Source organism: Pseudomonas sp. PDM24, assembly GCF_019218905.1.
Taxonomy (GTDB): domain Bacteria; phylum Pseudomonadota; class Gammaproteobacteria; order Pseudomonadales; family Pseudomonadaceae; genus Aquipseudomonas.
The window spans coordinates 161,349-185,782 of record NZ_JAHUWR010000005.1; the positions used below are offsets into that span (position 1 = coordinate 161,349).

The 24,434-nt window shown below is 56.6% G+C and carries 21 protein-coding genes; 2 read left to right on the top strand and 19 right to left on the bottom strand.

All coding sequences use genetic code 11. The features are described 5' to 3' along the window. Nucleotides 1-2: 2 nt before the first annotated feature. The 19 genes from KW837_RS17770 to mtnA all read right to left on the bottom strand — a co-directional run bounded on the left by KW837_RS17770 (nucleotide 3) and on the right by mtnA (nucleotide 22,220). Nucleotides 3-1,262 carry an ABC transporter ATP-binding protein gene (locus tag KW837_RS17770; RefSeq protein WP_218397594.1) on the bottom strand — a complete coding sequence of 420 codons (1,260 nt, stop codon included), beginning with the start codon at nucleotides 1,260-1,262 and terminating at the stop codon, nucleotides 3-5. Next, nucleotides 1,262-2,050, bottom strand: a complete 789-nt coding sequence (locus KW837_RS17775) for an ABC transporter permease (RefSeq protein WP_218397596.1) — start codon at nucleotides 2,048-2,050, stop codon at nucleotides 1,262-1,264. The genes KW837_RS17770 and KW837_RS17775 overlap by 1 nt, the downstream gene beginning before the upstream one ends. A gap of 373 nt (nucleotides 2,051-2,423) precedes the next feature. Next, complete coding sequence (locus KW837_RS17780) at nucleotides 2,424-3,443, bottom strand: glycosyltransferase family 4 protein (protein WP_218397598.1); 1,020 nt, start codon at nucleotides 3,441-3,443, stop codon at nucleotides 2,424-2,426. Next, a complete protein-coding gene (locus tag KW837_RS17785) occupies nucleotides 3,440-4,402 on the bottom strand; it encodes an SDR family oxidoreductase (RefSeq protein WP_218397600.1) in 963 nt (320 codons plus the stop codon). Before KW837_RS17785 ends, KW837_RS17780 begins: the two co-directional genes overlap by 4 nt. Continuing rightward, nucleotides 4,399-5,322 (bottom strand): glycosyltransferase, encoded by a 924-nt coding sequence (locus KW837_RS17790; RefSeq protein ID WP_218397602.1) that lies wholly within the window; start codon nucleotides 5,320-5,322, stop codon nucleotides 4,399-4,401. Before KW837_RS17790 ends, KW837_RS17785 begins: the two co-directional genes overlap by 4 nt. Before the next feature lie 56 nt (nucleotides 5,323-5,378). Continuing rightward, nucleotides 5,379-6,269 (bottom strand): glucose-1-phosphate thymidylyltransferase RfbA, encoded by an 891-nt coding sequence (rfbA, locus tag KW837_RS17795; protein ID WP_218397604.1) that lies wholly within the window; start codon nucleotides 6,267-6,269, stop codon nucleotides 5,379-5,381. Next, on the bottom strand, nucleotides 6,266-7,159 hold the full coding sequence (gene rfbD / locus KW837_RS17800; protein ID WP_218397605.1) for a dTDP-4-dehydrorhamnose reductase: 894 nt from the start codon (nucleotides 7,157-7,159) through the stop codon (nucleotides 6,266-6,268). Before rfbD ends, rfbA begins: the two co-directional genes overlap by 4 nt. Then, a complete protein-coding gene (gene rfbB / locus KW837_RS17805; protein ID WP_218397607.1) occupies nucleotides 7,156-8,232 on the bottom strand; it encodes a dTDP-glucose 4,6-dehydratase in 1,077 nt (358 codons plus the stop codon). Before rfbB ends, rfbD begins: the two co-directional genes overlap by 4 nt. A 225-nt stretch (nucleotides 8,233-8,457) precedes the next feature. After that, the gene (locus tag KW837_RS17810) at nucleotides 8,458-8,697 is read right to left on the bottom strand and encodes a LapA family protein (RefSeq protein ID WP_218397609.1); all 240 of its coding nucleotides are present in this window, start codon (nucleotides 8,695-8,697) and stop codon (nucleotides 8,458-8,460) included. A gap of 27 nt (nucleotides 8,698-8,724) precedes the next feature. Continuing rightward, complete coding sequence (ihfB, locus tag KW837_RS17815; RefSeq protein ID WP_007899751.1) at nucleotides 8,725-9,021, bottom strand: integration host factor subunit beta; 297 nt, start codon at nucleotides 9,019-9,021, stop codon at nucleotides 8,725-8,727. A gap of 150 nt (nucleotides 9,022-9,171) precedes the next feature. Beyond that, complete coding sequence (locus KW837_RS17820; protein WP_008071618.1) at nucleotides 9,172-9,450, bottom strand: hypothetical protein; 279 nt, start codon at nucleotides 9,448-9,450, stop codon at nucleotides 9,172-9,174. Nucleotides 9,451-9,762: 312 nt separating this feature from the next. Further along, nucleotides 9,763-11,454, bottom strand: a complete 1,692-nt coding sequence (gene rpsA, locus KW837_RS17825) for a 30S ribosomal protein S1 (protein ID WP_007899744.1) — start codon at nucleotides 11,452-11,454, stop codon at nucleotides 9,763-9,765. 119 nt (nucleotides 11,455-11,573) lie between these two features. Next, nucleotides 11,574-12,263: a (d)CMP kinase gene (gene cmk, locus KW837_RS17830; protein WP_008071616.1), complete on the bottom strand. Its 690-nt coding sequence runs from the start codon at nucleotides 12,261-12,263 to the stop codon at nucleotides 11,574-11,576. Further along, nucleotides 12,260-14,467 carry a bifunctional prephenate dehydrogenase/3-phosphoshikimate 1-carboxyvinyltransferase gene (locus tag KW837_RS17835; protein WP_256348872.1) on the bottom strand — a complete coding sequence of 736 codons (2,208 nt, stop codon included), beginning with the start codon at nucleotides 14,465-14,467 and terminating at the stop codon, nucleotides 12,260-12,262. The genes cmk and KW837_RS17835 overlap by 4 nt, the downstream gene beginning before the upstream one ends. A gap of 28 nt (nucleotides 14,468-14,495) precedes the next feature. After that, the gene (gene hisC / locus KW837_RS17840; RefSeq protein ID WP_192344039.1) at nucleotides 14,496-15,608 is read right to left on the bottom strand and encodes a histidinol-phosphate transaminase; all 1,113 of its coding nucleotides are present in this window, start codon (nucleotides 15,606-15,608) and stop codon (nucleotides 14,496-14,498) included. A gap of 12 nt (nucleotides 15,609-15,620) precedes the next feature. Further along, the gene (pheA, locus tag KW837_RS17845; protein WP_007899727.1) at nucleotides 15,621-16,715 is read right to left on the bottom strand and encodes a prephenate dehydratase; all 1,095 of its coding nucleotides are present in this window, start codon (nucleotides 16,713-16,715) and stop codon (nucleotides 15,621-15,623) included. Next, a complete protein-coding gene (gene serC / locus KW837_RS17850) occupies nucleotides 16,715-17,800 on the bottom strand; it encodes a 3-phosphoserine/phosphohydroxythreonine transaminase (RefSeq protein ID WP_218397613.1) in 1,086 nt (361 codons plus the stop codon). Before serC ends, pheA begins: the two co-directional genes overlap by 1 nt. A 228-nt stretch (nucleotides 17,801-18,028) precedes the next feature. Continuing rightward, entirely contained in the window at nucleotides 18,029-20,698 is a 2,670-nt protein-coding gene (gene gyrA, locus KW837_RS17855) for a DNA gyrase subunit A (RefSeq protein WP_123494525.1), read from the bottom strand. Between the two features lie 445 nt (nucleotides 20,699-21,143). Beyond that, nucleotides 21,144-22,220 (bottom strand): S-methyl-5-thioribose-1-phosphate isomerase, encoded by a 1,077-nt coding sequence (gene mtnA, locus KW837_RS17860; RefSeq protein WP_218397615.1) that lies wholly within the window; start codon nucleotides 22,218-22,220, stop codon nucleotides 21,144-21,146. 109 nt (nucleotides 22,221-22,329) lie between these two features. Here mtnA and KW837_RS17865 point away from each other — a divergent pair, with 109 nt between their 5' ends. Both KW837_RS17865 and ubiG read left to right on the top strand, forming a co-directional pair. After that, a complete protein-coding gene (locus KW837_RS17865) occupies nucleotides 22,330-23,664 on the top strand; it encodes a TRZ/ATZ family hydrolase (RefSeq protein ID WP_218397617.1) in 1,335 nt (444 codons plus the stop codon). 71 nt (nucleotides 23,665-23,735) lie between these two features. After that, nucleotides 23,736-24,434, top strand: coding sequence for a bifunctional 2-polyprenyl-6-hydroxyphenol methylase/3-demethylubiquinol 3-O-methyltransferase UbiG (gene ubiG, locus KW837_RS17870; protein WP_192344036.1), 699 nt, complete (start codon nucleotides 23,736-23,738; stop codon nucleotides 24,432-24,434).

Below are 24,434 nucleotides of genomic sequence, written 5' to 3' on the forward strand. Positions count from 1 at the left end.
CTTTAAGCAACCTTCACAACGTTTACGGTTGACGGACAATAAGCCACGCCTACAGCCTGACGTCCACCAGACACACTCATTTTTCTCAAGGGCCAACGCTGATCCAGCTCAACACGCTCACCATCGAGACTGGCCATACCGATATACAGAAAGTACTCACCGGGCGCGACATTCAGCGAATAGGAAAAGCTAACCTTATACGCCCCTTCCTCGAAGCTTATTTCACCGCCAGCCAAAAGAGTATTATCACCCGCCACGTCGACACCTTTAGCGTTTCGTAACGAATAACCAATCACAACATTGCTAAATTCAGCCCGAGACTGGATATAGCAATTCATTATAACTTCATCCATAGGTTCGAAATGATTCGTTGGGACTCCCGCGGCATCAAGAAAATCAACCGCATTGATTTTTGCTTCTCCGGAGCCAAATCTCACTTCTGAAATATCACCCAACTCTTTCTCGTAAGAAACATCAACATGCAGCTCCTCAGCAAGCCCCATTGGCGATGGACCTGCATTACGGATATTTTTTTCATAATTCTTGGTGGCCGTCAAAACGTCGGCACTGTAATCAATGATGCGACCGGCCTGCATTACAATAACTGCTTGGCAAAACCGAATAACTGACTGAGTATCATGAGAAACAAAAAGTATAGTCGTACCGCGCTCCTGCATATACTTCATTCTAAGCATACACTTAAGCTGGAACCCTGCATCCCCTACACTCAGCGCTTCATCAACAATAAGCACATCGGGATCAACATTAATTGCGACAGAAAAGGCCAGCCGCGCAAACATGCCACTACTGTACATTCGAACAGGCTGATTGATAAATTCGCCAATATCTGCAAATTCCGTGATTGCCGAAACACGCAGTTGCATTTCCGCGTGACTGTAGCCCATCAAGGTGCCTTGGAAGTAGATGTTCTCCATCCCGGTATAATCGGGATTGAAGCCAGCCCCCAACTCCAATAACGAGGCTACCCGGCCAGATACTTTAACGTCACCACTTGTCGGCGTGAGAACACCGGTCAAAATCTTGAGTAACGTACTCTTGCCAGCTCCATTCTTTCCTAATATACCAACGGTCTGTCCTTTCTTGACCGTGAAGGAGACATCCGAGAGAGCATGAAAATCATGATGCCGACGTTTCCCGAATAAAGACAATGCCTCAATCAATCTATCAACAGGCTTGTTGTACAGTCGATAAAGTTTACCGATATTGCTGACAACAATGGCGTCCTCCAACACTTCAGTCATCACAAAACATCCGCAAAGTGAGGTCTTAATTTTTTGAACGTTCGCAAACCCACCAGCATGAAAACAATCAGAACAACCCAGAACACAATCGTTTGCTCCAGACGATCCCAAAACCAGACACCCCGAATAAGTGAATCCCTGAATCCCTCAACAATATAAGAAAACGGATTAAATTGAAGATATTTTACAGCCTTGCTCTGCATGGCGTTGATATCCCAGAAAACGGGAGTCAACCAGAAACCAAACTGTACCGCCATGGAAACCAACTGACTAAGATCAGGAAAGAAGATAACAACCGAACTGGTGATCCAGGCTATCGCCAACAACAAAGCAAACAAACAAACAATATAATAGATGACTTGAAGCCAGTAGATCGTTGGTGTATAGCCATAAACCAAAAACAAAAGAATCAGTATGCAAACAAAAAAAATGTGAACCATCAACGCCGAACCCAGCTTCACCAACGGCAGCAATGAAACCCTAAACACTATCTTCTTTACCAGAAAACTGTTTTCTTTTATCGACGAGCATCCTGAGTTCAATGCCTCGACGATAAAGAACCAAGGCACCAGGCCACAAACCAACCACAAGACAAACGGAAAATCGTTTTGAGCCGCCGCCTTGAATCCAAACTGAAATACGAACCACAAAATAACAGTAGTTGCTACAGGCTGAATAAAAACCCACAAAACACCAAGGTAATTTGTCAGGTATCTTGCACGAAGGTCATTGGCTATCAAACTCAACAATACCCTTCGATCCCGTGCAAACTCTCTGAATATGCGCATCAAACTATTCCTTCGAGATAGACACCCAACAAGGTCATCAGCCAACAATCGAAAGGCCTACAGACAAGCAGCAGCCTTCTATTTCCTTTAACCCGTGATTCAGAGAAACGACCAGGCTTGACACTCGACCGTTATCCCTCTTCCCTGCACAACTGAGCGGGACACCCTATCACTGTAGCCCGAAAAACCAGAATTTTACCGCAGGGTAAGCCTGCATCGGCCAAGCGCCCCCGCTCATGACTCCAACATAAGCTCTCCTCACCTGGGAGATCTGTTCCGTTAGGATACGGACTTTTAATGGGCGAAATATGTGAGAATTCTGAAAAGGTAGTAAGAAAAGTCCTAGAAAAATCGACCTGCAAAAAAGCAGACATTACTTTGCCGGCTCCAACATTCCGGCCTGGTATTTGTATGCGATCAGGAGCAGCGGAGTGTATGCAATGATCAGCGCAGCAACACCTGGAATCAAACCGGTTCCGACAGCAACCGCCAGCGGCGCGAGCCATAACAGATTTATTGCCAGGACAGCATAAACAACCGTTTTATGATTTCCGTATTGTCGAGATGCATATTGATAAGCGTGGCTGCGATGGGCTTCATAAATTTTTTCGCCACGCAGTAGGCGTCGCATCAGCGTCCAGGTGGCATCGACAATGAACACCCCCAAGAGTATCAACCAGCACCAAAGTAACTCGGGTACTTTAGTGGCGGCAATAATGGCCAGTAAGCCCACCGTCAGCCCGAGAAAACCGCTGCCGGCATCTCCCATGAAAATTCGCGCAGGGGGAAAGTTCCAGCAGAGAAAACCCGCAACAGAGGTTGCCAACACCCAAACCACCCAACTCAGTTCCTGATGTCCACTCAGCCAATAGACCAGACACCCTGACAAGCAAACAGAGATGGCCTCAACGCTGGCCAGTCCATCGATACCATCCATAAAGTTGTAGAGATTGAGCATCCAGACCAGAAAAACTGCGAACAGAATGGTTGCGAACCAGTTCAAGTTGAGCAGCACACCAAAAAAAGAGATCTGCGGCCCACCACCCAACCAGAACAATGCCCAACCCGCGGCAACGAAATGCCCTAACAGACGCCATCGCGCAGCTATGTGACCATGATCATCAGCAAAACCTAAAGCGGCAACCAACGCTCCCGCCCCCAATAGCCCTGCAAACACCGACAGGTCTATTAAGTCGAGGTAATACAACACAGGTAATGCGAGCAGAAATGAAACGACTATCGCCACTCCGCCGCCTCGCGGAGTAGGCAGAGTGTGGGAGCTACGTAGATTTGGAATATCGATTAGGCTATTTGCCAACGCATAACGCCGTAAGACATAAGTCAAAAATAGCGACACGATGAATACTGCACTGAGCAGCCAACAGAAATTCATTTTTTTAGAGTATCCAGATAGTGATCAGCCGTCTGACGTAATGCTCTGGCCATCGCGACGGGAGGAGACCAACTCAAGAGGGTTTGAGTTCTGACGATATCGACCTCAAGAGAATCGAATAAGCGTTGGGCTATCACCTTTTTTCCGAGCACCGACAAAACACCCTTCAACATCCAGACAGGTACGGGAATCAACAGCGCCGGCTTCCCGAATGCCCTGCCAATGCATTGCAATAGCTGCGTTGTTGACAGGTCTTCGCCATCACTTACCAGGAACGTATTATTCGCCGCTTCAGGGTGATCGACACACTTGATAACCAGATCCACAAGGTTATCTACCGCAACAAAACTTCTTCGATTATTTATGGCACCTAATGGCAGCGGAACTCTTTTATTCAGCCAACTCATCATACTTAAAAAGTTAGCCCTCACTCCCGGACCATAAACCAGTGGCGGACGAATAATCACCACTTCCATGTCGGTATCAAGGCTGATTTTCCGCAGTGCGTCCTCTGCTTCCAGCTTGGAGATACCATAAGGATCGATCGGTGCCGGAGGATCATCGAATTTGAAGGGGTTGCCCGGAACGGTACTCTCGCCGTTCACCTTGATCGAGCTGATGTAAATGAAGCGCTTCACACCTGATTCAGCAGCCTTGCGAGCGAGGCTAACTGTGCCATCCACGTTGATCTTACGAAACTCCATCAAGGCGTCAGTCGCAGACTCATTCATCACATGCACCCGCGCAGCACAGTGAATGACTACCTGAACATCGTCCAATACTGGCAGCCTTGTGTTATTTCCCAGACTGAATGGCACGACCCGGCAAAGTCCGCCAAGGCGTGAAGAGCCGCGAACCGCAGCCACTGGCGTGAGCTTCCTGTCCAGTAACAGCCTAAAAACCACGGCTTCGCCGACAAAGCCGGACGCACCAGTCACTAGAACTTTCAGTCCTTTCATTTGGTTTTTTTTCCGATCATTGCGGTAGCCCAGCAAATCAGAAAGAAAAACAGCTTGTCCCGCAACCGCCGCCGACACTTCCAGGCACTGAACGAAAGCAGCATCAATTGCATACGCCCAAGCCGAAACCAGCGTCGTACAAAAGGATCGGTTTCCTTGCCTACAAGCGCCGTGATGAGTTGTACCTGCGAAAACCACCAACCGTCATGAATGGTTTTGTAGCGCATGAATAGCGAACCAATCCCGATATTCGCGCCTACCTGGTTACTTTCGTGCTGACGATATTGCATAGCCGGTGCCGGATCGGTAAACCACTTGAAACCATGGCTGCGAGCGAATGCATAGAAGTACCAGTCATGTAGACTTACGCCCTGTAGTTCTTGCCAATGGGCAAGCACCGAGGTCTTGAGTTGCATTGCCAGTTTTTTGTTCAGAACATAGGTGCAGCCGGGCCCCGCTGCTTCGAAAAGATAATCCCAGGTTACCTGTGACTGCGCCTTGTCCAACAAGTGGGTCTTGCCATTCTGCCAGAACGCTGTGACATTGCTCGAATAGCCATCCACCTCTCGCGCGCAAATCACCTCACTCGCCCGTTTGAGCTTGTCAGTATGCCAAACATCATCCTGATCGGAGAAAGCGATGAGGTCATACCCGTCAAAGTCGACATCGCGGATAAGCCTGAAGAAGTTGCGCGAGGCGCCGCCGAAACTACCGGCTGCGGGCAACAGAACAATGCCTTGATGGCAATTAGCGAACTCAGCACACCAGACTTCAGTTCCATCCGTAGAAGGATCGATACTGATATAAACGGTTACGTCGACAGCTGACTGTGCAAGGATCGAGGCCAACTGCTCCTCGATCCACTTCATGCCATTGTAGGCAGCCAGCAAAACCGCAACCTTGGGATATTTTACTGGCATGCCATTCCTGCCCACACTGGTTAAACGCTACTGTTCGAAAGAATCAATCTTTCGAATCAGTGGGAAGGCGAGTCCAGCAGCTTCTGCAGATACTGACCATAACCAGTCTTCTTCAGCGCATCAGCCTGAGCACCCAACTCCTCGGCTGTGATCCAGCCATTGTGGTAGGCGATCTCTTCCAGGCACGCCACTTTCAGGCCCTGGCGCTGCTCGATGGTGTGCACGAAGTGACTGGCTTCCAGCAGCGAATCGTGGGTACCGGTATCCAGCCAGGCAAAGCCACGGCCGAGCATTTCGACGTTGAGGGTCTTCTGCTCGAGGTAGGCACGGTTAACGTCGGTGATTTCCAGCTCGCCACGGGCAGAAGGCTTGATGCTCTTGGCGATTTCGACGACCTGGTTATCGTAGAAGTACAGGCCAGTCACCGCGTAGGCGGATTTTGGCTTCAGCGGTTTCTCTTCGATGCTCAAGGCACGGCCGGCGGTGTCGAACTCGACCACACCGAAACGCTCCGGGTCCGACACGTGGTAACCAAATACAGTCGCGCCATGCTCTTGAGTGCTGGCGGAGCGCAGGTTTTCCGAGAAGTGCTGACCGTAGAAGATGTTGTCGCCCAGGATCAGGCAGCAAGGGTCCTTACCGATGAACTCTTCGCCGATGATGAAGGCTTGTGCCAGGCCGTCCGGGTTAGGTTGCTCGGCGTAGGTCAGCTTGATGCCGTACAGACTGCCGTCACCTAGCAATTTCTGGAACGATGGCAGATCTTCAGGGGTGGAGATAATCAGGATTTCGCGCATACCCGCGAGCATCAGCACCGACAGCGGATAAAAAATCATCGGCTTGTCGTAGATCGGCAGCATCTGCTTGGACACACCAAGGGTCAACGGGTGCAGGCGAGTGCCCGAGCCGCCAGCGAGGATGATGCCTTTACGATTTGTCGTGGTCATTTATTCAGAACTTCCATAAGCATTCGGGTGACGCCACTTTGCCAATCCGGCAAGTGCAGAGAAAAATTGTCGCGCAGCTTCTGAGTGTTCAACCGTGAGTTCAGAGGGCGGCGCGCCGGTGTTGGGTAGGCGGTTGTGTCGATCGAATTGATAGTCGTGACAGCAAGCTCTTCACCATTGGCCTTGGCAAAACCGATCACATGGCTGGCATAGCCGTGCCAGGACACTTCACCACTGGCCGCCAGATGATACAGGCCCGCCAGTTCAGGGCGTAGCTGGACCTGCTGAATGGCCAGCGCCGTTACGTCGGCGATCAAATCTGCGCCGGTCGGGGCACCGATCTGGTCGGCGATGACGCTCAGGGTGTCGCGGTCCTTGGCCAGACGCAGCATGGTCTTGGCGAAGTTATTGCCGCGAGCGCCATAAACCCAGCTGGTGCGGAAGATCAGGTGCTTGCAGCCCGACGCAATGATCGCTTGCTCGCCGGTCAGTTTGCTGGCGCCGTAGTGATTCACCGGGGCGACGGCATCCGTCTCTTGCCACGGCGTCAGGCCTTCACCGCTGAACACATAGTCGGTCGAGTAGTGAATCAGCCAGGCACCCAGGGATGCGGCTTCTTCAGCCATGGCTTGGCTGGCTTGACCGTTCACACGATCGGCCAGTTCGGTCTCGGATTCGGCTTTATCGACCGCGGTATAGGCCGCTGCGTTGACGATGATATCCGGCTTGACCTTACGAATCGTCGCGCGCAAAGCATCGAGATCAGACAGGTCGCCGCTCAAACCATCGACCGGGTGACGATCGAGGGCGATCAACTCGCCAAGTGGTGCAAGGGAGCGCTGAAGCTCCCAGCCGACTTGGCCGTTTTTTCCCAACAGGAGGATTTTCATGCTTTGTCCGAACGATCCGTGTAGTTCTGGTCAATCCATTGCTGGTAGCTGCCGCTCTTCACGTGAGCTACCCATTCAGTGTTGTTCAGGTACCACTCGACGGTCTTGCGGATACCTGTTTCAAAGGTTTCTTCCGGCGTCCAGCCCAGCTCGCGCTGGATTTTGCTGGCGTCGATGGCATAGCGCTGGTCGTGGCCCGGGCGATCCTGAACGTAGGTGATCAGGCTGGCGTGTGGACGATGCGCGGAATCTGGACGCAGTTCGTCGAGCAATGCGCACAGGGTATGCACTACTTCGATGTTTTGCTTTTCGTTATGGCCGCCGATGTTGTAGGTCTCGCCGATCACGCCTTCGGTCACGACTTTGTACAGTGCACGGGCGTGGTCTTCGACGTAGAGCCAGTCACGGACCTGGTTGCCTTTGCCGTAGACCGGCAACGGCTTGCCTTCCAGTGCGTTGAGAATGATCAGCGGGATCAATTTCTCTGGGAAGTGGCAAGGGCCGTAGTTGTTCGAGCAATTGGTGACCAGCGTCGGCAGACCGTAAGTACGAGCCCAGGCGCGAACCAGGTGATCGGAACTGGCCTTGCTGGCCGAATATGGCGAGCTTGGCTGATATGGCGTGGTTTCGGTGAAGAGGTCTTCCGGACCTTCGAGGTCTCCGTAGACTTCGTCGGTGGAGATATGGTGGAAGCGGAAATTGGTTTTACGCGCCCCATCCAGTGCAGCCCAATAGTGCCGTGCAGCTTCCAGCAAGGTGTAGGTGCCGATGATGTTGGTCTGGATGAATTCAGACGGACCGGAGATCGAGCGGTCAACGTGGGACTCTGCGGCCAGGTGCATGATGGCATCTGGTTGGTGTTCACGCAGGACACGGTCCACTTCATTACGGTCGCAGATGTCGACGCGCTCGAACACGTAACGCGAGTTCTGGCTGACTTCGGCCAGCGACTCAAGGTTACCGGCATAAGTCAGCTTATCGACGTTAACGACCGAGTCGTTAGTGTTGGAGATGATATGACGAATGACTGCCGAGCCGATAAACCCGGCGCCGCCGGTTACTAGAATTTTCACGCGAAACCTTACCCTTAAGTTGCTGACAGGGCCGCCAACCGCGCACTGTCTAATCCATGAATGCAAAAGCCATCAAGTCAGCTGTGGCTTCTGACAGAGTCAGTCTGAACCGATGCGGGAACACCCAACCGGCCAAGGGCAGCATTTTACAGCTTAATGAAGGTTTTACTAATGGATATGCACAAGCTGAGACACAATTCGACAAGCACAAGGTGCTTGTCGCAATCAGACAAGGCGCTTACGTGAGGTTCTTGACGCACGCCCTAGCAACCAGCCAAGAATCGGCCCGATCACCATACCAATCAGCAACGCAATCACCATGATCAGCGACACTGGCAACTGTGGACCCGCCCAGCCCAGGAACAGCAGTGACACGCTTTGCTGGTTCTCAAGTACGAACGCCAGGATCGCGAGAACGAGCAACAGGACAACTATAGCGAGAAGTACGCGCTTGAGATTACGCATCAGCGATTCCTTGAAGTGCAGCAGCTGTCAAAGCCCCTCCTCCTCTTCCTCGTTCACGCGATCGCGCAGTTCTTTGCCTGGCTTGAAATGCGGAACGAACTTGCCGTCGAGGCTGACGGACTGACCGGTTTTCGGATTGCGGCCTACGCGCGGTGCGCGATAGTGCAAGGAGAAGCTGCCAAACCCACGGATCTCGATTCGATCACCGGTGGCCAGACATTGGGACATTTGCTCAAGCATGGTCTTGATGGCCAGCTCCACATCCTTGGATGAGAGCAGCCCTTGATGGGTGACAATTCGTTCGATCAACTCCGACTTCGTCATATTTTTCCCTTCTTTTTCAAGCAGCTAGGAAAAGCGCTTCAAAGGTTTTAGCATGCCCGGAGAAATTTGAACAGCCTGAGTTTTGACATATCTTTCCTCGTAATGAGGTACCCGATTTCAGAACATCGGAACATTGCTCTAACCCGGCATTCATCTACAGATAACCAGCATGGTGCGCGTCAGATAACCCGCGGGATTGAAGCCGAAAGGGAATACATCCTCTTCCTTGGCATCATCGGACCTGACGACGACTTTATAACCTGCGCCCTTGCATTCCTTTGCAGCTCGCTTGTGGCACTTTTCCCAGCCGGAGCCCAACCCGGAACAATCGATCTCTATGCCACTGACTCCGCGCACTGCATGAGTCTTGGCGCTAGTGGTACAACCTGCCAATGTCAGTACTGCTATCACGACAATGAGCTTGTTCATTCGCTTCCTTATGCCGGGCGCAATGCCCAGCGGTCGTTCACTTCAGACTAAGCCTAGCCTCGAATAGATGATTGACCTGTATGAAGTTACAGACAACTTGTGTAGATCATTGGTTTCACGAAAGAAATAAGGCGGCGGGCAAACTGCCTTTCGTAGGAGCCAGGCTTGCCGGCGACAGCGTTTTTGCGGACGCCTTCGCCGGCAAGCCTGGCTCCTACGAAAAGCAGTGGTGTCAGCCCTCCTTGGGATTCACCAAATCGCAGACACAAAAAAGGGCGACCGAAGTCGCCCTTTTTTATGGTCTGTCAGAACTTAGTTCTGCTTTTCCATTTGTGCACGCAACAGGTCGCCCAGAGTGGTAGGACCAGCAGCGATGCTATCCGAAGGCTTGTCTTTCAAGCTCTGGATGGCTTCTTTCTCTTCAGCATCGTCTTTCGACTTGATGGAGAGCTGGATTACGCGGCTCTTGCGGTCAACGCTGATGATCTTGGCTTCTACTTCCTGGCCTTCTTTCAGAACGTTACGCGCGTCTTCAACGCGGTCACGGCTGATTTCGGAGGCTTTCAGAGTCGCTTCGATATCGTCGGCCAGAGTGATGATGGCGCCTTTAGCGTCAACTTCTTTCACGATGCCTTTAACGATGGCGCCCTTGTCGTTCTCTTGAACGTACTCGGAGAACGGATCGCTTTCCAGTTGCTTGATACCCAGGGAGATGCGCTCGCGCTCTGGGTCAACCGACAGGATAACGGTGTCCAGCTCGTCGCCCTTCTTGAAGCGGCGAACGGCTTCTTCGCCCACTTCGTTCCAGGAGATGTCGGACAGGTGAACCAGACCGTCGATGCCGCCGTCCAGACCAATGAAGATACCGAAATCGGTGATCGACTTGATGGTGCCGGAGATTTTATCGCCCTTGTTGAACTGGCCAGAGAAATCTTCCCATGGGTTAGATTTGCACTGCTTGATGCCGAGGGAGATACGACGACGCTCTTCGTCGATGTCCAGAACCATAACTTCCACTTCGTCGCCGACTTGTACGACTTTCGAAGGGTGGATGTTCTTGTTGGTCCAGTCCATTTCGGAAACGTGTACCAGGCCTTCAACGCCTTCTTCCAGCTCAGCGAAGCAGCCGTAGTCGGTCAGGTTGGTTACACGAGCGGTAACGCGAGTGCTTTCTGGGTAACGGGCTTTGATAGCAACCCATGGATCTTCGCCCAGTTGCTTGAGGCCCAGGGAAACACGATTGCGTTCGCGATCGTACTTCAGAACCTTGACATCGATCTCGTCGCCAACGTTGACGATTTCGGAAGGATGCTTGATACGCTTCCAAGCCATGTCGGTAATGTGCAGCAGGCCATCGACGCCACCCAGATCGACGAATGCGCCGTAATCGGTGAGGTTCTTGACGATACCTTTGACTTGTTGGCCTTCCTGCAGGGATTCCAGCAGAGCTTCACGCTCGGCGGAGTTCTCGGCTTCGAGGACGCTGCGACGGGAAACGACAACGTTGTTGCGTTTCTGGTCGAGTTTGATGACCTTGAATTCCAGCTCTTTGCCTTCCAGGTGCGTGGTGTCGCGCACTGGACGGACGTCAACCAGAGAACCTGGCAGGAACGCACGGATGCCGTTAACGTCGACAGTGAAGCCGCCTTTAACCTTACCGTTGATAACGCCCTTGACCACTTCTTCGGCTGCGAAGGCTGCTTCCAGAACAATCCAGCATTCAGCGCGCTTGGCTTTTTCACGGGACAGCTTGGTTTCACCGAAGCCGTCTTCAACCGAGTCCAGAGCAACGTGAACTTCGTCACCGACGTTGATGTTCAGCTCGCCAGCATCGTTGTAGAACTGCTCAAGCGGGATGAGTGCTTCAGACTTCAGGCCAGCGTGAACGGTTACCCAGCGAGCCTGGTAATCGATATCAACGATAACACCGGTGATGATGGAGCCTGCCTGAAGGTTCAGGGTTTTTAGGCTTTCTTCAAAGAGTTCCGCAAAGCTTTCGCTCATTTTAATTCCTGTTGATAAGGGCGAAGAATACGCCCATCTCCACACCCCAGACGGTGTGGGTTAGTTTCATATGAAAGAAACACCGCAGGACTATGACTGGTCCCCTGCAGCTTTCTTGGTCACCCGGCGATATCGCGAATGGCGATCTCGCTCATGATGCGTTCCAGCACCTGATCGATGGACAACTCCGTGGAATCCAGCTGTATCGCGTCGGCCGCCGGTTTGAGCGGGGCTACTGCGCGCTGGGTGTCACGCTCATCGCGCGCACGTATCTCATCTAGCAGACTCGACAGACTAACACCATCGACTTTGCCCTTCAACTGCAAGTATCGACGGCGCGCACGCTCCTCGGCACTGGCAGTGAGGAATATCTTCAGCGGCGCGTCCGGAAAAACCACCGTACCCATGTCGCGACCATCGGCCACCAGACCCGGCGACTCCTGAAAGGCCCGCTGGCGCTGCAGCAGCGCTTCACGAACGGCGGGCAGCGCAGCGACCTGCGAGGCACCCGAGCCGATACTTTCGGTACGGATGACATCGCTGACTTCGTCGCCTTCCAGAATAATGCGCTGCAGCTGACCATCGGTCGCCGCGATGAATTGCACATCCAGATGAGCGGCAAGTTTTTTGAGCAATTCTTCGTTCGTCAGATCGACGCCGTGGTTATGCGCCGCGAATGCCAGCAATCGATAAAGTGCACCGGAATCCAGCAGGTTCCAGCCCAGGCGCTTGGCCAGCATCCCGGCAACAGTCCCCTTGCCAGAGCCGCTAGGCCCATCAATGGTTATAACCGGTGCGATGCTGATCACGACTGAGCCTCTTGTGCAACTCGGATACCGACCTGCGCGCACAGCGCGAGGAAGTTCGGGAACGAGGTCGCGACGTTGGCGCAGTCATGGATGCGGATCGGTGCAGTGGCGCGCAACGAAGCCACGCTGAACGCCATGGCAATCCGGTGATCGCCGTGACCGTGCACTTCTCCGCCGCCGATCTGGCCGCCGTCGATGATGATGCCGTCCGGGGTCGGCTCGCATTTGACGCCCAGTGCCAGCAAACCATCCGCCATGACCTGGATCCGGTCCGACTCCTTCACGCGCAGCTCTTCGGCGCCGCGCAGCACGGTGCGCCCTTCGGCACAGGCAGCGGCCACGAACAGCACAGGAAACTCGTCGATGGCCAGTGGAACCAGCGCCTCGGGGATCTCGATACCTTTGAGTTTAGCTGCCCGTACGCGCAGATCCGCTACCGGCTCGCCGCCCACTTCACGCTGGTTTTCCAGGGTGATGTCCGCCCCCATCAGGCGCAGGATGTCGATCACGCCGGTACGGGTCGGGTTGATGCCGACGTGCTCGAGCACCAGTTCCGAACCTTCGGCAATCGACGCGGCTACAAGGAAGAACGCCGACGACGAGATGTCGCCCGGCACTTCAATGTGGGTCGCGGTCAGCTTGTGGCCGGACTCGACCGAGGCGGTGGCGCCATTGACGGTGACCGGGTAGCCGAAGCCGCGCAGCATGCGCTCGGTGTGATCGCGAGTCGGCGCCGGCTCGGTGACGGTGGTCTTGCCTTCGGCATACAGACCCGCCAGCAACAGGCAGGATTTAACCTGGGCGCTGGCCATCGGCATGGTGTAAGTCAGGCCCTTGAGCTTGTTGCCGCCACGGATGGTCATCGGTGGACGACCTTCAGCAGCGGTCTCGATCACGGCGCCCATTTCGCGCAGTGGATTGGCCACGCGATTCATCGGACGCTTGGACAGCGAGGCATCACCAGTCAGCGTGCTATCGAAGCTCTGCGCAGCCAAAAGGCCAGACAGCAGACGCATCGAAGTACCGGAGTTGCCCAGATAGATCGGGCCCGGCGCAGGCTTCAGGCCATGCAGGCCGACGCCGTGGATGGTCACACGACCGTGGTGTGGACCTTCGATGACGACACCCATGTCGCGGAAGGCTTGCAAGGTCGCCAGAGCGTCTTCGCCCTCGAGGAAACCTTCCACTTCGGTGACGCCTTCGGCCAGGGAACCGAGCATGATCGAACGGTGGGAAATCGATTTGTCGCCCGGTACACGAATCCGCCCAGTCAGGCGGCCACCAGGTTGTGCCAGGAAAATCAGATCGTTGGAATTCATAGCGTCCACATAGGCCCGGCGGGCCAGGATTTTACTGAAATGCTCGCGGGCAACCCGGGCGCGCGTGAACACGCCCAACAATTGGTGCCCATCCCCTGCATCGACCGCGTCGCGCAAGGCGTCGAGGTCGCTGCGAAATGTATCGAGTGTGCGCAGGACAGCTTCGCGGTTGGCGAGGAAGATGTCGTGCCACATGACCGGGTCGCTTCCGGCGATTCTTGTGAAATCGCGGAAACCGCCCGCAGCGTAACGGAAGATCTCAAGATTTTCATTGCGTTTGGCCAACGAATCGACCAAACCGAACGCCAGCAAGTGCGGCAGATGGCTGGTCGCCGCCAGCACTTCGTCATGACGCTCGACCTGCATGTGCTCGACGTCGGCGCCCAATTCGCGCCACAACCGGTCAACCACTGCCAGCGCAGCCGGATCGGTCTGATCCAGCGGCGTCAGAATCACTTTATGGCGACGGAACAGCTCGGCATTGGAGGCTTCCACCCCGCTCTGCTCGGAACCGGCAATCGGATGCCCCGGCACGAAGCGCGTCGGCATGCCGCCAAACGCCTCGGTCGCCGCGCGCACCACATTGCCCTTGGCGCTGCCGACGTCAGTCAGAATCGCTTGCCCCAGGTCCATGCCCGCCAACAGCGCGAGCAGTTTCTCCATGGCCAGGATCGGCACCGCCAGTTGAATCACATCAGCGCCCTGGCAAGCCGCCGCCAGGTCTTCTTCGCAGCGATCCACCACGCCTAACTCGACCGCCAGCTTGCGCGACTGCGGGTCGAGATCGACCCCGACCACTTCGCGGCACAGGCCACTTTCACGCAGGCCTTTGGCAAACGAACCGCCGATCAAGCCCAGGCCGACCACCACCAGGCGACCGATCATAGGTTGAGCAGATTGCAGTGCAGTGACATCAACCACGGGCCAAAACCTTGGTCAGCGCTTCGAGGAAGCGGCTGTTTTCCGCTGGCAAACCGATGGTGATACGCAGATGGTTCGGCATGCCGTAGTTGGCCACCGGACGCACGATCACACCTTCACGCAGCAAGCCCTCGAACACTGGCGCCGCAACACGGCCCAGATCGACACAGATGAAGTTGCCTTTGGATGGAATCCAGCTCAGCCCCAACTCACGGAAACCCGCTTGCAACTGCTGCATGCCGGACTCGTTCAGGCGACGGCTTTCGGCCAGGTACTCGACGTCTTGCAACGCGGCACAAGCGGCGGCCAGTGCGAGGCTGTTGACGTTGAACGGCTGACGCACGCGGTTCAGCACATCGGCGACGATGGCCGAGGACAAGCCGTAACCGACCCGCAGCGACGCCAGACCATAAGCCTTGGAGAAGGTGCGCGAGACCAGCAGGTTCGGGTAGGCCGCCAGATAGTCCAGGCCATCCGGCAAGTCGCTGCCTTCGGCGTATTCGATGTAGGCCTCGTCCAGCACCACTAGCACGTGGGCCGGCACGTCCTGCAGGAAATCATCCAGCGCCTGGGCGTCGAACCAGGTCCCGGTCGGGTTGTTCGGGTTGGCAATGAACACCACACGGGTATCGGCATCGATCGCGGCGAGCATGGCCGGCAGATCATGGCCCCAATCTTTGGCCGGGATCACTTTTGCCTGGGCACCAACGGCCTGAGTGACAATCGGATAGACCGCAAACGCATGGGCGCTGAACACTGCGTTCAGGCCTGGCGCCAGATAGGCACGCGCCACCAACTCCAGAATGTCGTTGGAGCCGTTGCCCAGCGTTACCTGGTTGAGCTCGACGCGGCACTGATCGGCCAGCAGGGTCTTGAGCGCAAAACCGTTGCCGTCCGGATAGCGGGTCAGCTCGGTCAGCGCTTCGCGAATCGCCGCCAGCGCCTTGGGACTGGCGCCCAACGGGTTTTCGTTGCTCGCCAGTTTGACGATATTGGCCGGATCGAGGTTCAGCTCACGGGCCAGTTCGTCCACGGGCTTGCCCGGAACGTAAGGCGAAAGTTGTTGCACGCCCGGCTGTGCCAGAGCGAGGAAGTTGCCACTCATTTGCTACCGCCCTTAGAGAACTGCTTTCGGGTAGGAACCCAGCACTTTGAGTGCTACTGCTTCCTGACTGATCTTTTCCAGTACACCTTTGACCAGTGGGTCGCGATGGTGGCCGACGAAGTCGATGAAGAACACGTAGGTCCATTTACCGCTGCGCGACGGACGGGTCTCGATGCGTGTCAGGTCGATGCCGTTGTCATGGAACGGCACCAGCAACTCATGGAGCGCGCCGGGTTTGTTGCTCATGGACACGATGATCGAGGTCTTGTCGTCGCCGGTCGGCGGTACTTCCTGGCTGCCGATCATCAGGAATCGCGTGGAGTTGTCCGGACGATCCTCGATTTTTTCGGCCAGACGAGTCAACCCGTACAGACCGGCGGCCATGTCGCCGGCAATCGCCGCCGAGTTCCACTCACCCTTGACCCGCTTGGCCGCTTCGGCGTTGCTCGAAACCGCCACGCGCTCGACATTCGGGTAATGGGCGTCCAGCCACTTGCGGCACTGGGCCAGGGACTGGGCGTGGGAATAGATGCGGCTGATGCTGTCGGTCTTGGTGTTTTCACCCACCAACAGGTGATGGTGAATCCGCAGTTCGACTTCGCCGCAGATCACCATGTCGTGTTCAAGGAAGCTGTCGAGGGTGTGGTTGACCGCGCCCTCGGTGGAGTTCTCCACCGGAACCACGCCAAAGTTCACCGCACCGGCCGCGACTTCACGGAACACTTCGTCGATCGCCGCCATCGGCTTGCTGATCACTGCGTGGCCGAAGTGCTTCATGGCCGCCGCTTGGGTGAAGGTGCCTTCAGGGCCGAGGTAAGCCACTTTCAGCGGCTGCTCGAGGGCCAGGCACGAGGACATGATTTCGCGGAACAGCCGCGCCATCTCTTCGTTGCCCAGCGGCCCCTGGTTACGCTCCATTACACGCTTGAGCACCTGGGCTTCACGCTCAGGACGATAGAACACCGGCACTTCGCCTTCGGCCAGCGAGGCCATCTTTACTCGCGCAACTTCCTGGGCGCAACGTGCGCGCTCACTGATCAGCTCCAGGACTTTTTCGTCCAGAGCATCAATGCGCAGGCGCAGTGCCTTGAGTTCTTGCTCAGACATTAGCCGTGTTCCTTCTCGAACTCTGCCATGTACGAAACCAGTGCGTTGACCGCAACGATATCGACGGCGTTATAGATGGAGGCACGCATGCCACCCACGGAACGGTGGCCCTTGAGGTTCAGCAGACCGCGTTCGTCGGCACCGGCCAGGAATGGCTTGTCGAGACGATCATCGGCCAGACGGAACGGCACGTTCATCCACGAGCGGTCCGATTTGTTGATCGGGTTGCTGTACATGCCGCTGGCGTCGATGAAGTCGTACAGCGTGCGCTGCTTCACTTCGTTGAGTTTGCCGATGGCTTCGACACCACCCTGCTCTTTCAGCCACTCGAACACCAGACCGGACAAGTACCAGGCCAGGGTTGGCGGGGTGTTGTACATCGAGCCGTTATCGGCCGCGACCTTGTAGTTGAGCATGGTCGGGCAAATGGAACGGGCGTGACCCAGCAGGTCTTCGCGAACGATGTTCACGACAACGCCGCTCGGGCCGATGTTTTTCTGGGCGCCGGCGTAGATCATGCCGAAGTGCGAAACATCCACCGGACGCGAGAGAATGTCCGAGGACATGTCGGCGACCAGCGGCACATCGCCGGTTTCCGGAATCCATTGGAATTCCAGGCCGCCAATGGTTTCGTTCGGTGCGTAGTGAACGTAGGCCGCGTCTTTCGACAGCTTCCATTCGTTCTGGCCGGGGATGGCGAAATAGTCGTAAGGCTTGGCGGTGGCGGCAACGTTGACGTGGCCGTAGCGCGAGGCTTCTTCGATAGCTTTCTGCGACCAGATACCGGTGTCGATATAGTCGGCGGTGCCGCTTTCCGGCAACAGGTTCAGAGGAATCTGAGCAAATTGCTGGCTCGCGCCACCTTGCAGAAACAGCACTTTATAGTTCGAGGGGATATTCAGCAGATCACGCAGATCCTGCTCGGCCTTGGTGGCAATGGACACGAACTCATCGCTGCGATGGCTCATTTCCATGACTGACAAGCCCTTGCCGTGCCAATCAAGGAGTTCACCCTGGGCGCGTTTCAGGACAGCTTCGGGAAGCGCCGCAGGACCGGCACAGAAGTTATAGGCTCTCTTGCTCACATCCAATCTCGCTCTGATTTGGTGGATCGTACAAACATATCAGTCGACACAGATCCAATGTGGGAGCGGGCTTGCTCGCGAAAGCGGTGTAACAGGCGACATCTATGCTGAATGTCAGTCCGTCTTCGCGAGCAAGCCCGCTCCCACAAGGGATCTCCATGGGTGTCGATATTTTCATACGGACAAACAACAAGGGGGCGAATCTTCATCCGCCCCCTGCTTGCCCGCTTACTCTTGCGGCTCTTCGTCAGCGGCGGCGTCGAGTTGCTGGTCTTCGACAACGTCGTCGATCACGACCTCACCGTCGAACACTGCACCCTCTTCACCTTCAAGCCCTTCGCCTTCCAGCTCTTCGCCTTCGACTTCCGACGGCTCTTGAACCCGCTCCAGGCCCACCAGCGTTTCATCGCTGGCCAGCTTGATCAAGGTTACGCCCTGGGTGTTACGGCCCAGGCTGGAGACTTCGTCGACACGGGTACGAACCAACGTACCCTGGTCGGAAATCAGCATGATCTCCTCGCCATCGAGCACCTGGACTGCGCCGACCAGACGGCCGTTACGCTCGTTGCTGACCATGGCGATAACGCCCTGACCGCCACGCTTGTACTCTGGGAACTCGGTGATCGCAGTGCGCTTGCCGAAACCACGTGCCGAAGCGGTGAGGATCTGGCTGCCTTCTTCCGGGATCAGCATGGAAATCAGCTTCTGGCCTTCCGGCAGACGCATGCCACGGACACCGCGAGCGGTACGGCCCATGGCACGAACGTCGGTTTCCTTGAAGCGAGTCACCTTGCCGCCGTCGGAGAACAGCATGACTTCACGCTCGCCATCGGTAATGGCGGCAGAGATCAGTACGTCACCTTCGTCCAGCTCCAGCGCGATCAGACCGACGCTGCGTTGACGGCTGAAGGATTCCAGCGGGGTCTTCTTCACGGTGCCTTTGGCAGTGGCCATGAAGATGAAGTGACCTTCGGTGTATTCCTCGACCGGCAGCATGGTGGTGATGTATTCATCACTGTCCAGCGGCAGCAGGTTGACCAGCGGACGACCACGGGCAGCGCGGGACGCTTCCGGGATTTCGTAGGTTTTCAGCCAGTACACTTTGCCTTTGCTGGAGAACAGCAGCAGCGTGGTGTGGCTGTTGGCGACCAGCAGGTGAGCGATGTAGTCCTCATCCTTGACGCCGGTGGCCGATTTGCCTTTACCGCCACGACGCTGAGCCTGGTACGCAGCCAATGGCTGGGTCTTGGCGTAGCCACCGTGGGAAATGGTCACGACGCGCTCTTCTTCCGGGATCATGTCGCCCAGGGTCAGGTCGAGACGGGCATCGAGAATCTCGGTGCGACGCACATCGCCGTATTCGGCGCGGATCACTTCCAGCTCTTCGCGGATCACTTCCATCAGGCGCGTGGCGCTGCTGAGGATACGGATCAGCTCGCCGATCTGGTTGAGGATCTCTTGATACTCGGCCAGCAGCTTTTCGTGCTCCAGACCGGTCAGACGGTGCAGACGCAGTTCCAGAATGGCTTGCGCCTGTTCCGGCGACAGGAAGTACTTGCCGTCGCGCAGACCGTATTGCGGGTCCAGAGTCTCTGGACGGCACGAATCGGCACCGGCACGTTCGACCATCGCGACAACGGCGGAAGATTCCCAGGCCGTGCTGATCAGCGCTTCCTTGGCTTCCGACGGCGTTGGCGAGGCCTTGATCAGGGCGATGACCGGGTCGATGTTCGACAGGGCAACCGCTTGACCTTCCAGAATGTGGCCACGTTCGCGCGCTTTACGCAGCTCGAACACGGTACGACGGGTCACCACTTCGCGACGGTGACGAACGAACGCTTCCAGCAGGTCCTTGAGGTTCAGGATCCGCGGACGACCGTCGATCAGCGCGACGATGTTGATACCGAACACCGCTTGCAGCTGGGTCTGAGCGTAGAGGTTGTTGAGGATCACCTCAGGCACTTCACCGCGACGCAGTTCGATCACGACGCGCATACCGTCCTTGTCGGACTCGTCGCGCAGTTCGGTGATGCCTTCGAGCTTCTTCTCTTTGACCAGCTCGGCGATCTTCTCGATCAAACGCGCCTTGTTCAGCTGGTAAGGGAGCTCGGTGATGACGATCTGCTGACGACCACCGACCTTGTCGATGTCTTCGATCATCGAGCGGGCACGCATGTAAATGCGCCCGCGACCGGTGCGGTAGGCTTCGATGATGCCGGCGCGACCGTTGATGATCGCGGCGGTCGGGAAGTCCGGACCGGGGATGTATTGCATCAGCTCATCGACGGTCAGTTCCGGGTTGTCGATGAGTGCCAGGCAACCGTCGATGACTTCACCGAGGTTGTGCGGCGGGATGTTGGTCGCCATGCCCACGGCGATACCGCTGGAGCCGTTGACCAGCAGGTTGGGAATACGGGTCGGCATGACCGCCGGGATCATTTCGGTGCCGTCGTAGTTCGGCACCCAGTCCACGGTTTCTTTGTGCAGGTCAGCCAGCAGCTCGTGCGCCAGCTTGGTCATGCGCACTTCGGTGTATCGCATGGCCGCGGCGTTGTCGCCGTCCACCGAACCGAAGTTGCCCTGACCGTCTACCAGCAGGTAACGCAGCGAGAATGGCTGCGCCATCCGAACGATGGTGTCGTACACCGCGGTATCACCGTGAGGGTGATACTTACCGATCACGTCACCGACAACACGGGCAGATTTCTTGTACGGCTTGTTGAAGTCGTTGCCCAGCTCGCTCATCGCGAACAGCACACGCCGGTGCACGGGCTTCAAGCCATCGCGCGCATCCGGCAGTGCCCGCCCGACAATCACGCTCATCGCGTAGTCGAGGTAGGACTGCTTCAGCTCGTCTTCGATATTGACCGGGAGGATTTCTTTGGCCAGTTCGCCCATGAGAAGCCTGATTCCTTTTTCTGGTGAAACTTCGTCACATCCATATGGGACGAACGAAGCTCGCCGATGCAGACTGAGTGCCGTGCACCGACTTACGACAAATCAACGAGTTATGCCATGGATCTGCGCAGTAAAGGCAGCCACATCAGGCTACCCTGGAAACCGCCGGATGTTATCACAAGAGCCGCCACGCACCTATCCCCCAGATGCGCATGGAGCATAGTTAGTTGACCGGTGACAGGCTTGAAAGGGACGAGAGGGGCTTAGAGCCGTGTTGAATGGAGAATCAGCGGCCTGATCAGCGATATTTGTTGACTGTCAGGGCCTCTTCGCGAGCAAGCCCGCTCCCACATTGGACCGAGTCGGTCGCAGAATTTGTACCGACACTGATCCAATGTGGAAGCGGGCTTGCTCGCGAAGGCAATTTATCAGACGCCAAAGAGCCTTAATGCAATCGCTTGCGGCACATCAACTGCGCCATTTTCGCGGTATCCGGCCGTTCGACGATGCCTTTTTCGGTGACGATCACATCGATCAGGTCAGCCGGGGTCACATCGAACACCGGGTTGAATGCATCGACATCCGCCCCGAGCCGCTTGCCACCGACTTCCAGCAACTCGCGACCATCGCGCTCTTCGATGGGAATCTCATCGCCACTGGCCAGGTTCATGTCGATGGTCGAACTCGGCGCCACCACCATGAAACGCACGCCGTGGTGCATGGCGTTGACCGCCAATTGGTAGGTGCCGATCTTGTTCGCCACATCACCATTGGCGGTGATGCGGTCAGCACCGACGATCACCCAGGTCACACCCTTGGTTTTCATGATGTGCGCGGCGGCGGAATCGACATTGAGGGTCACTGGAATGCCTTCATTGGCCAATTCCCATGCGGTCAATCGCGAACCCTGCAGCCATGGGCGGGTTTCGTCGGCGTAGACGCGCTCGACCATGCCTTCGATGAACGCCCCGCGAATCACCCCCAGTGCCGTGCCGAAGCCGCCGGTGGCCAGTGCGCCGGTGTTGCAGTGCGTGAGGATCGCCTGGGCGTTGCCCTGATGCTTGCGGATCAAGTCCACGCCCAACTGAGCCATGGTCAGGTTGGCTTCGCGATCACTTTCATGAATGGCGATGGCTTCGGCCTCCAGCGCCGCCAGAGGGTCTGCGTCGTCCTTGAGGCGGTCCAGGCGGTCGCGCATACGACTCAAGGCCCAGAACAGATTAACCGCTGTTGGACGGGAATCGGCCAGTAACGCGTAATCCTCTTCCCACGCGGCCTGCCAGTCACCGCCCTCGGCAATTCGGGCGCGAGCTGATAGCACCATGGCATACGCCGCACTGATGCCAATGGCCGGCGCGCCGCGCACCACCATTGAGCGAATGGCCTCAGCCACGCCCGCGGCGCTGGTGCAGGCGATCCAGGTTTGCTCGAATGGCAAAATACGCTGATCCAGCAGATACAGGGCGCCATCACGCCAATCGATGGCTTTCACCTTCTCCGCAGCCAACAGTCGATCGCGCATCCACTTACCCCGCACTCATGAACAAAAGCCGTCGATTATAGCGATCCCCCCGTGAAGACGCTCGGGTATACTTCGCCATCCTTTACAAAAGCACTGGAACCGACTTTCGATGCCGACCCCCACCGCTGCGCTCGACCTGTTATTGCTGCCGACCTGGCTGGTACCTGTCGAACCGGCTGGCGTGGTCCTTAAAGAGCATGCCCTGGGCATCCGCGGCGGTCGTATCGTATTTATCGGCCCGCGCGCAGCAGCCTTGAAGTTTAACGCAACCGAAGTCCGCGAATTGCCGGACATGTTGCTCAGCCCCGGCCTGATCAATGCTCACGGGCATGCGGCAATGACGCTGTTCCGCGGCCTGGCCGACGATCTGCCCTTGATGAGCTGGCTGGAAAACCACATCTGGCCGGCCGAAGCCAAGTGGGTCGACGAGGCTTTTGTACGCGATGGCACTGACTTGGCCATCGCCGAGCAGATCAAAGGCGGCATCACCTGTTTCTCCGACATGTATTTCTTCCCGAAGGTCGCCAGCGAACGCGTACATAACAGCGGCATTCGCGCCCAGATCGCCATTCCGATCCTCGATTTCCCGATTCCAGGCGCCTCCACGGCGGATGAAGCCATTCGTCAGGGCGTCGAATTATTCGGTGATCTCAAGCATCACGAGCGGATCAAAGTCACCTTTGGACCCCATGCACCCTACACCGTGGGCGACGAAACCCTGGAAAAAATCCGGGTGATCGCCGAAGAACTGGACGCCTCGATTCACATGCACGTCCATGAAACCGCTTTCGAAGTGCAGCAGTCGGTCGAGCAGTGCGGCGAACGCCCGTTGGCCCGCCTCGGTCGCCTGGGCCTGCTCGGGCCGCGCCTGCAGGCCGTTCACATGACCCAGATCAGCGATGAAGACCTGATGCTGCTGGTAGAAAGTAACACCCATGTGATTCATTGCCCGGAGTCGAACCTGAAACTGGCCAGCGGTTTCTGCCCGGTCGAGCGTTTGTGGCGGGCCGGGGTCAACGTGGCGGTCGGCACCGATGGCTCGGCCAGCAATAATGACCTCGACCTGCTCGGCGAAACCCGCACCGCTGCGTTGCTGGCCAAGGCCGTCGCCGGCTCGGCCACGGCGCTGGACGCCCATCGCGCCCTGCGCATGGCCACGCTCAATGGCGCGCGCGCACTGGGCATCGAAGCCGAGACGGGTTCGCTGGAAGTCGGCAAGGCGGCGGACATCGTCGCGTTCGACCTGTCGGGCCTGGCGCAGCAACCGGTCTACGACCCGGTTTCGCAACTGATCTATGCCACTGGCCGCGACTGCGTGAAACACCTTTGGGTCGCCGGCAAGCAACTGCTCGACGACCGCCGCCTGACCCGCCTGGATGAGGCGCAGCTGTGCGCCACCGCCAAGGCCTGGGGCCAGCGCATCAGCGGCCATACCGAATCGTAAGCACCGAATTGTAAGCACCCTGGACCAAAACCGGGGCAACAGGATTTTTCAAGTTTTAGAGGACTGACACCATGAGCAACGTCGACTACGCCGAAATCGCTAAATTCGAAGCCCTGGCCCATCGCTGGTGGGACCGCGAAAGCGAGTTCAAACCGCTGCACGACATCAATCCGCTACGAGTCAACTGGATCGACGAGCGCGTCCATCTGGCCGGCAAGAAAGTCCTCGACGTCGGTTGCGGCGGCGGCATCCTCAGCGAAGCCATGGCCCAGCGCGGCGCGACCGTGATGGGCATCGACATGGGCGAAGCGCCGCTGGCCGTCGCTCAACTGCATCAGCTCGAATCCGGCGTGAGCGTCGAGTACCGGCAGATCACCGCCGAAGCCCTGGCTGAAGAAATGCCCGAGCAATTCGACGTGGTCACCTGCCTGGAAATGCTCGAACACGTGCCGGATCCGTCGTCGGTGATCCGCGCCTGTTTCAAGATGGTCAAACCGGGCGGCCAGGTGTTCTTCTCCACCATCAACCGCAACCCGAAGGCCTATCTGTTCGCCATCGTCGGCGCCGAATACATCATGAAGTTGCTGCCGCGCGGCACCCACGACTTCAAGAAATTCATCCGCCCCTCCGAGCTTGGCGCCTGGAGCCGCATGGCCGGCCTGACCGTCAAGGACATCATCGGCCTGACCTACAATCCACTGACCAAGCATTACAAACTGGCGACCGATGTGGACGTCAATTACATGATCCAGACCCTGCGCGAGGAGTAA

Excerpts from the sequence above, each read along its gene's own strand:
- ihfB (WP_007899751.1), bottom strand. The coding sequence starts at position 9,021 with ATGACGAAGTCGGAGTTGATCGAACGAATTGTCACCCATCAAGGGCTG.
- KW837_RS17865 (WP_218397617.1), top strand. The coding sequence starts at position 22,330 with ATGCCGACCCCCACCGCTGCGCTCGACCTGTTATTGCTGCCGACCTGG.
- gyrA (WP_123494525.1), bottom strand. The coding sequence starts at position 20,698 with ATGGGCGAACTGGCCAAAGAAATCCTCCCGGTCAATATCGAAGACGAG.
- hisC (WP_192344039.1), bottom strand. The coding sequence starts at position 15,608 with ATGAGTGGCAACTTCCTCGCTCTGGCACAGCCGGGCGTGCAACAACTT.
- KW837_RS17785 (WP_218397600.1), bottom strand. The coding sequence starts at position 4,402 with ATGAAAGGACTGAAAGTTCTAGTGACTGGTGCGTCCGGCTTTGTCGGC.
- KW837_RS17790 (WP_218397602.1), bottom strand. The coding sequence starts at position 5,322 with ATGCCAGTAAAATATCCCAAGGTTGCGGTTTTGCTGGCTGCCTACAAT.
- KW837_RS17775 (WP_218397596.1), bottom strand. The coding sequence starts at position 2,050 with ATGCGCATATTCAGAGAGTTTGCACGGGATCGAAGGGTATTGTTGAGT.
- ubiG (WP_192344036.1), top strand. The coding sequence starts at position 23,736 with ATGAGCAACGTCGACTACGCCGAAATCGCTAAATTCGAAGCCCTGGCC.
- rpsA (WP_007899744.1), bottom strand. The coding sequence starts at position 11,454 with ATGAGCGAAAGCTTTGCGGAACTCTTTGAAGAAAGCCTAAAAACCCTG.
- KW837_RS17810 (WP_218397609.1), bottom strand. The coding sequence starts at position 8,697 with ATGCGTAATCTCAAGCGCGTACTTCTCGCTATAGTTGTCCTGTTGCTC.
- KW837_RS17835 (WP_256348872.1), bottom strand. The coding sequence starts at position 14,467 with ATGATCGGTCGCCTGGTGGTGGTCGGCCTGGGCTTGATCGGCGGTTCG.
- KW837_RS17820 (WP_008071618.1), bottom strand. The coding sequence starts at position 9,450 with ATGAACAAGCTCATTGTCGTGATAGCAGTACTGACATTGGCAGGTTGT.
- KW837_RS17770 (WP_218397594.1), bottom strand. The coding sequence starts at position 1,262 with ATGACTGAAGTGTTGGAGGACGCCATTGTTGTCAGCAATATCGGTAAA.
- rfbA (WP_218397604.1), bottom strand. The coding sequence starts at position 6,269 with ATGACCACGACAAATCGTAAAGGCATCATCCTCGCTGGCGGCTCGGGC.
- rfbD (WP_218397605.1), bottom strand. The coding sequence starts at position 7,159 with ATGAAAATCCTCCTGTTGGGAAAAAACGGCCAAGTCGGCTGGGAGCTT.
- pheA (WP_007899727.1), bottom strand. The coding sequence starts at position 16,715 with ATGTCTGAGCAAGAACTCAAGGCACTGCGCCTGCGCATTGATGCTCTG.
- mtnA (WP_218397615.1), bottom strand. The coding sequence starts at position 22,220 with ATGCGCGATCGACTGTTGGCTGCGGAGAAGGTGAAAGCCATCGATTGG.
- KW837_RS17780 (WP_218397598.1), bottom strand. The coding sequence starts at position 3,443 with ATGAATTTCTGTTGGCTGCTCAGTGCAGTATTCATCGTGTCGCTATTT.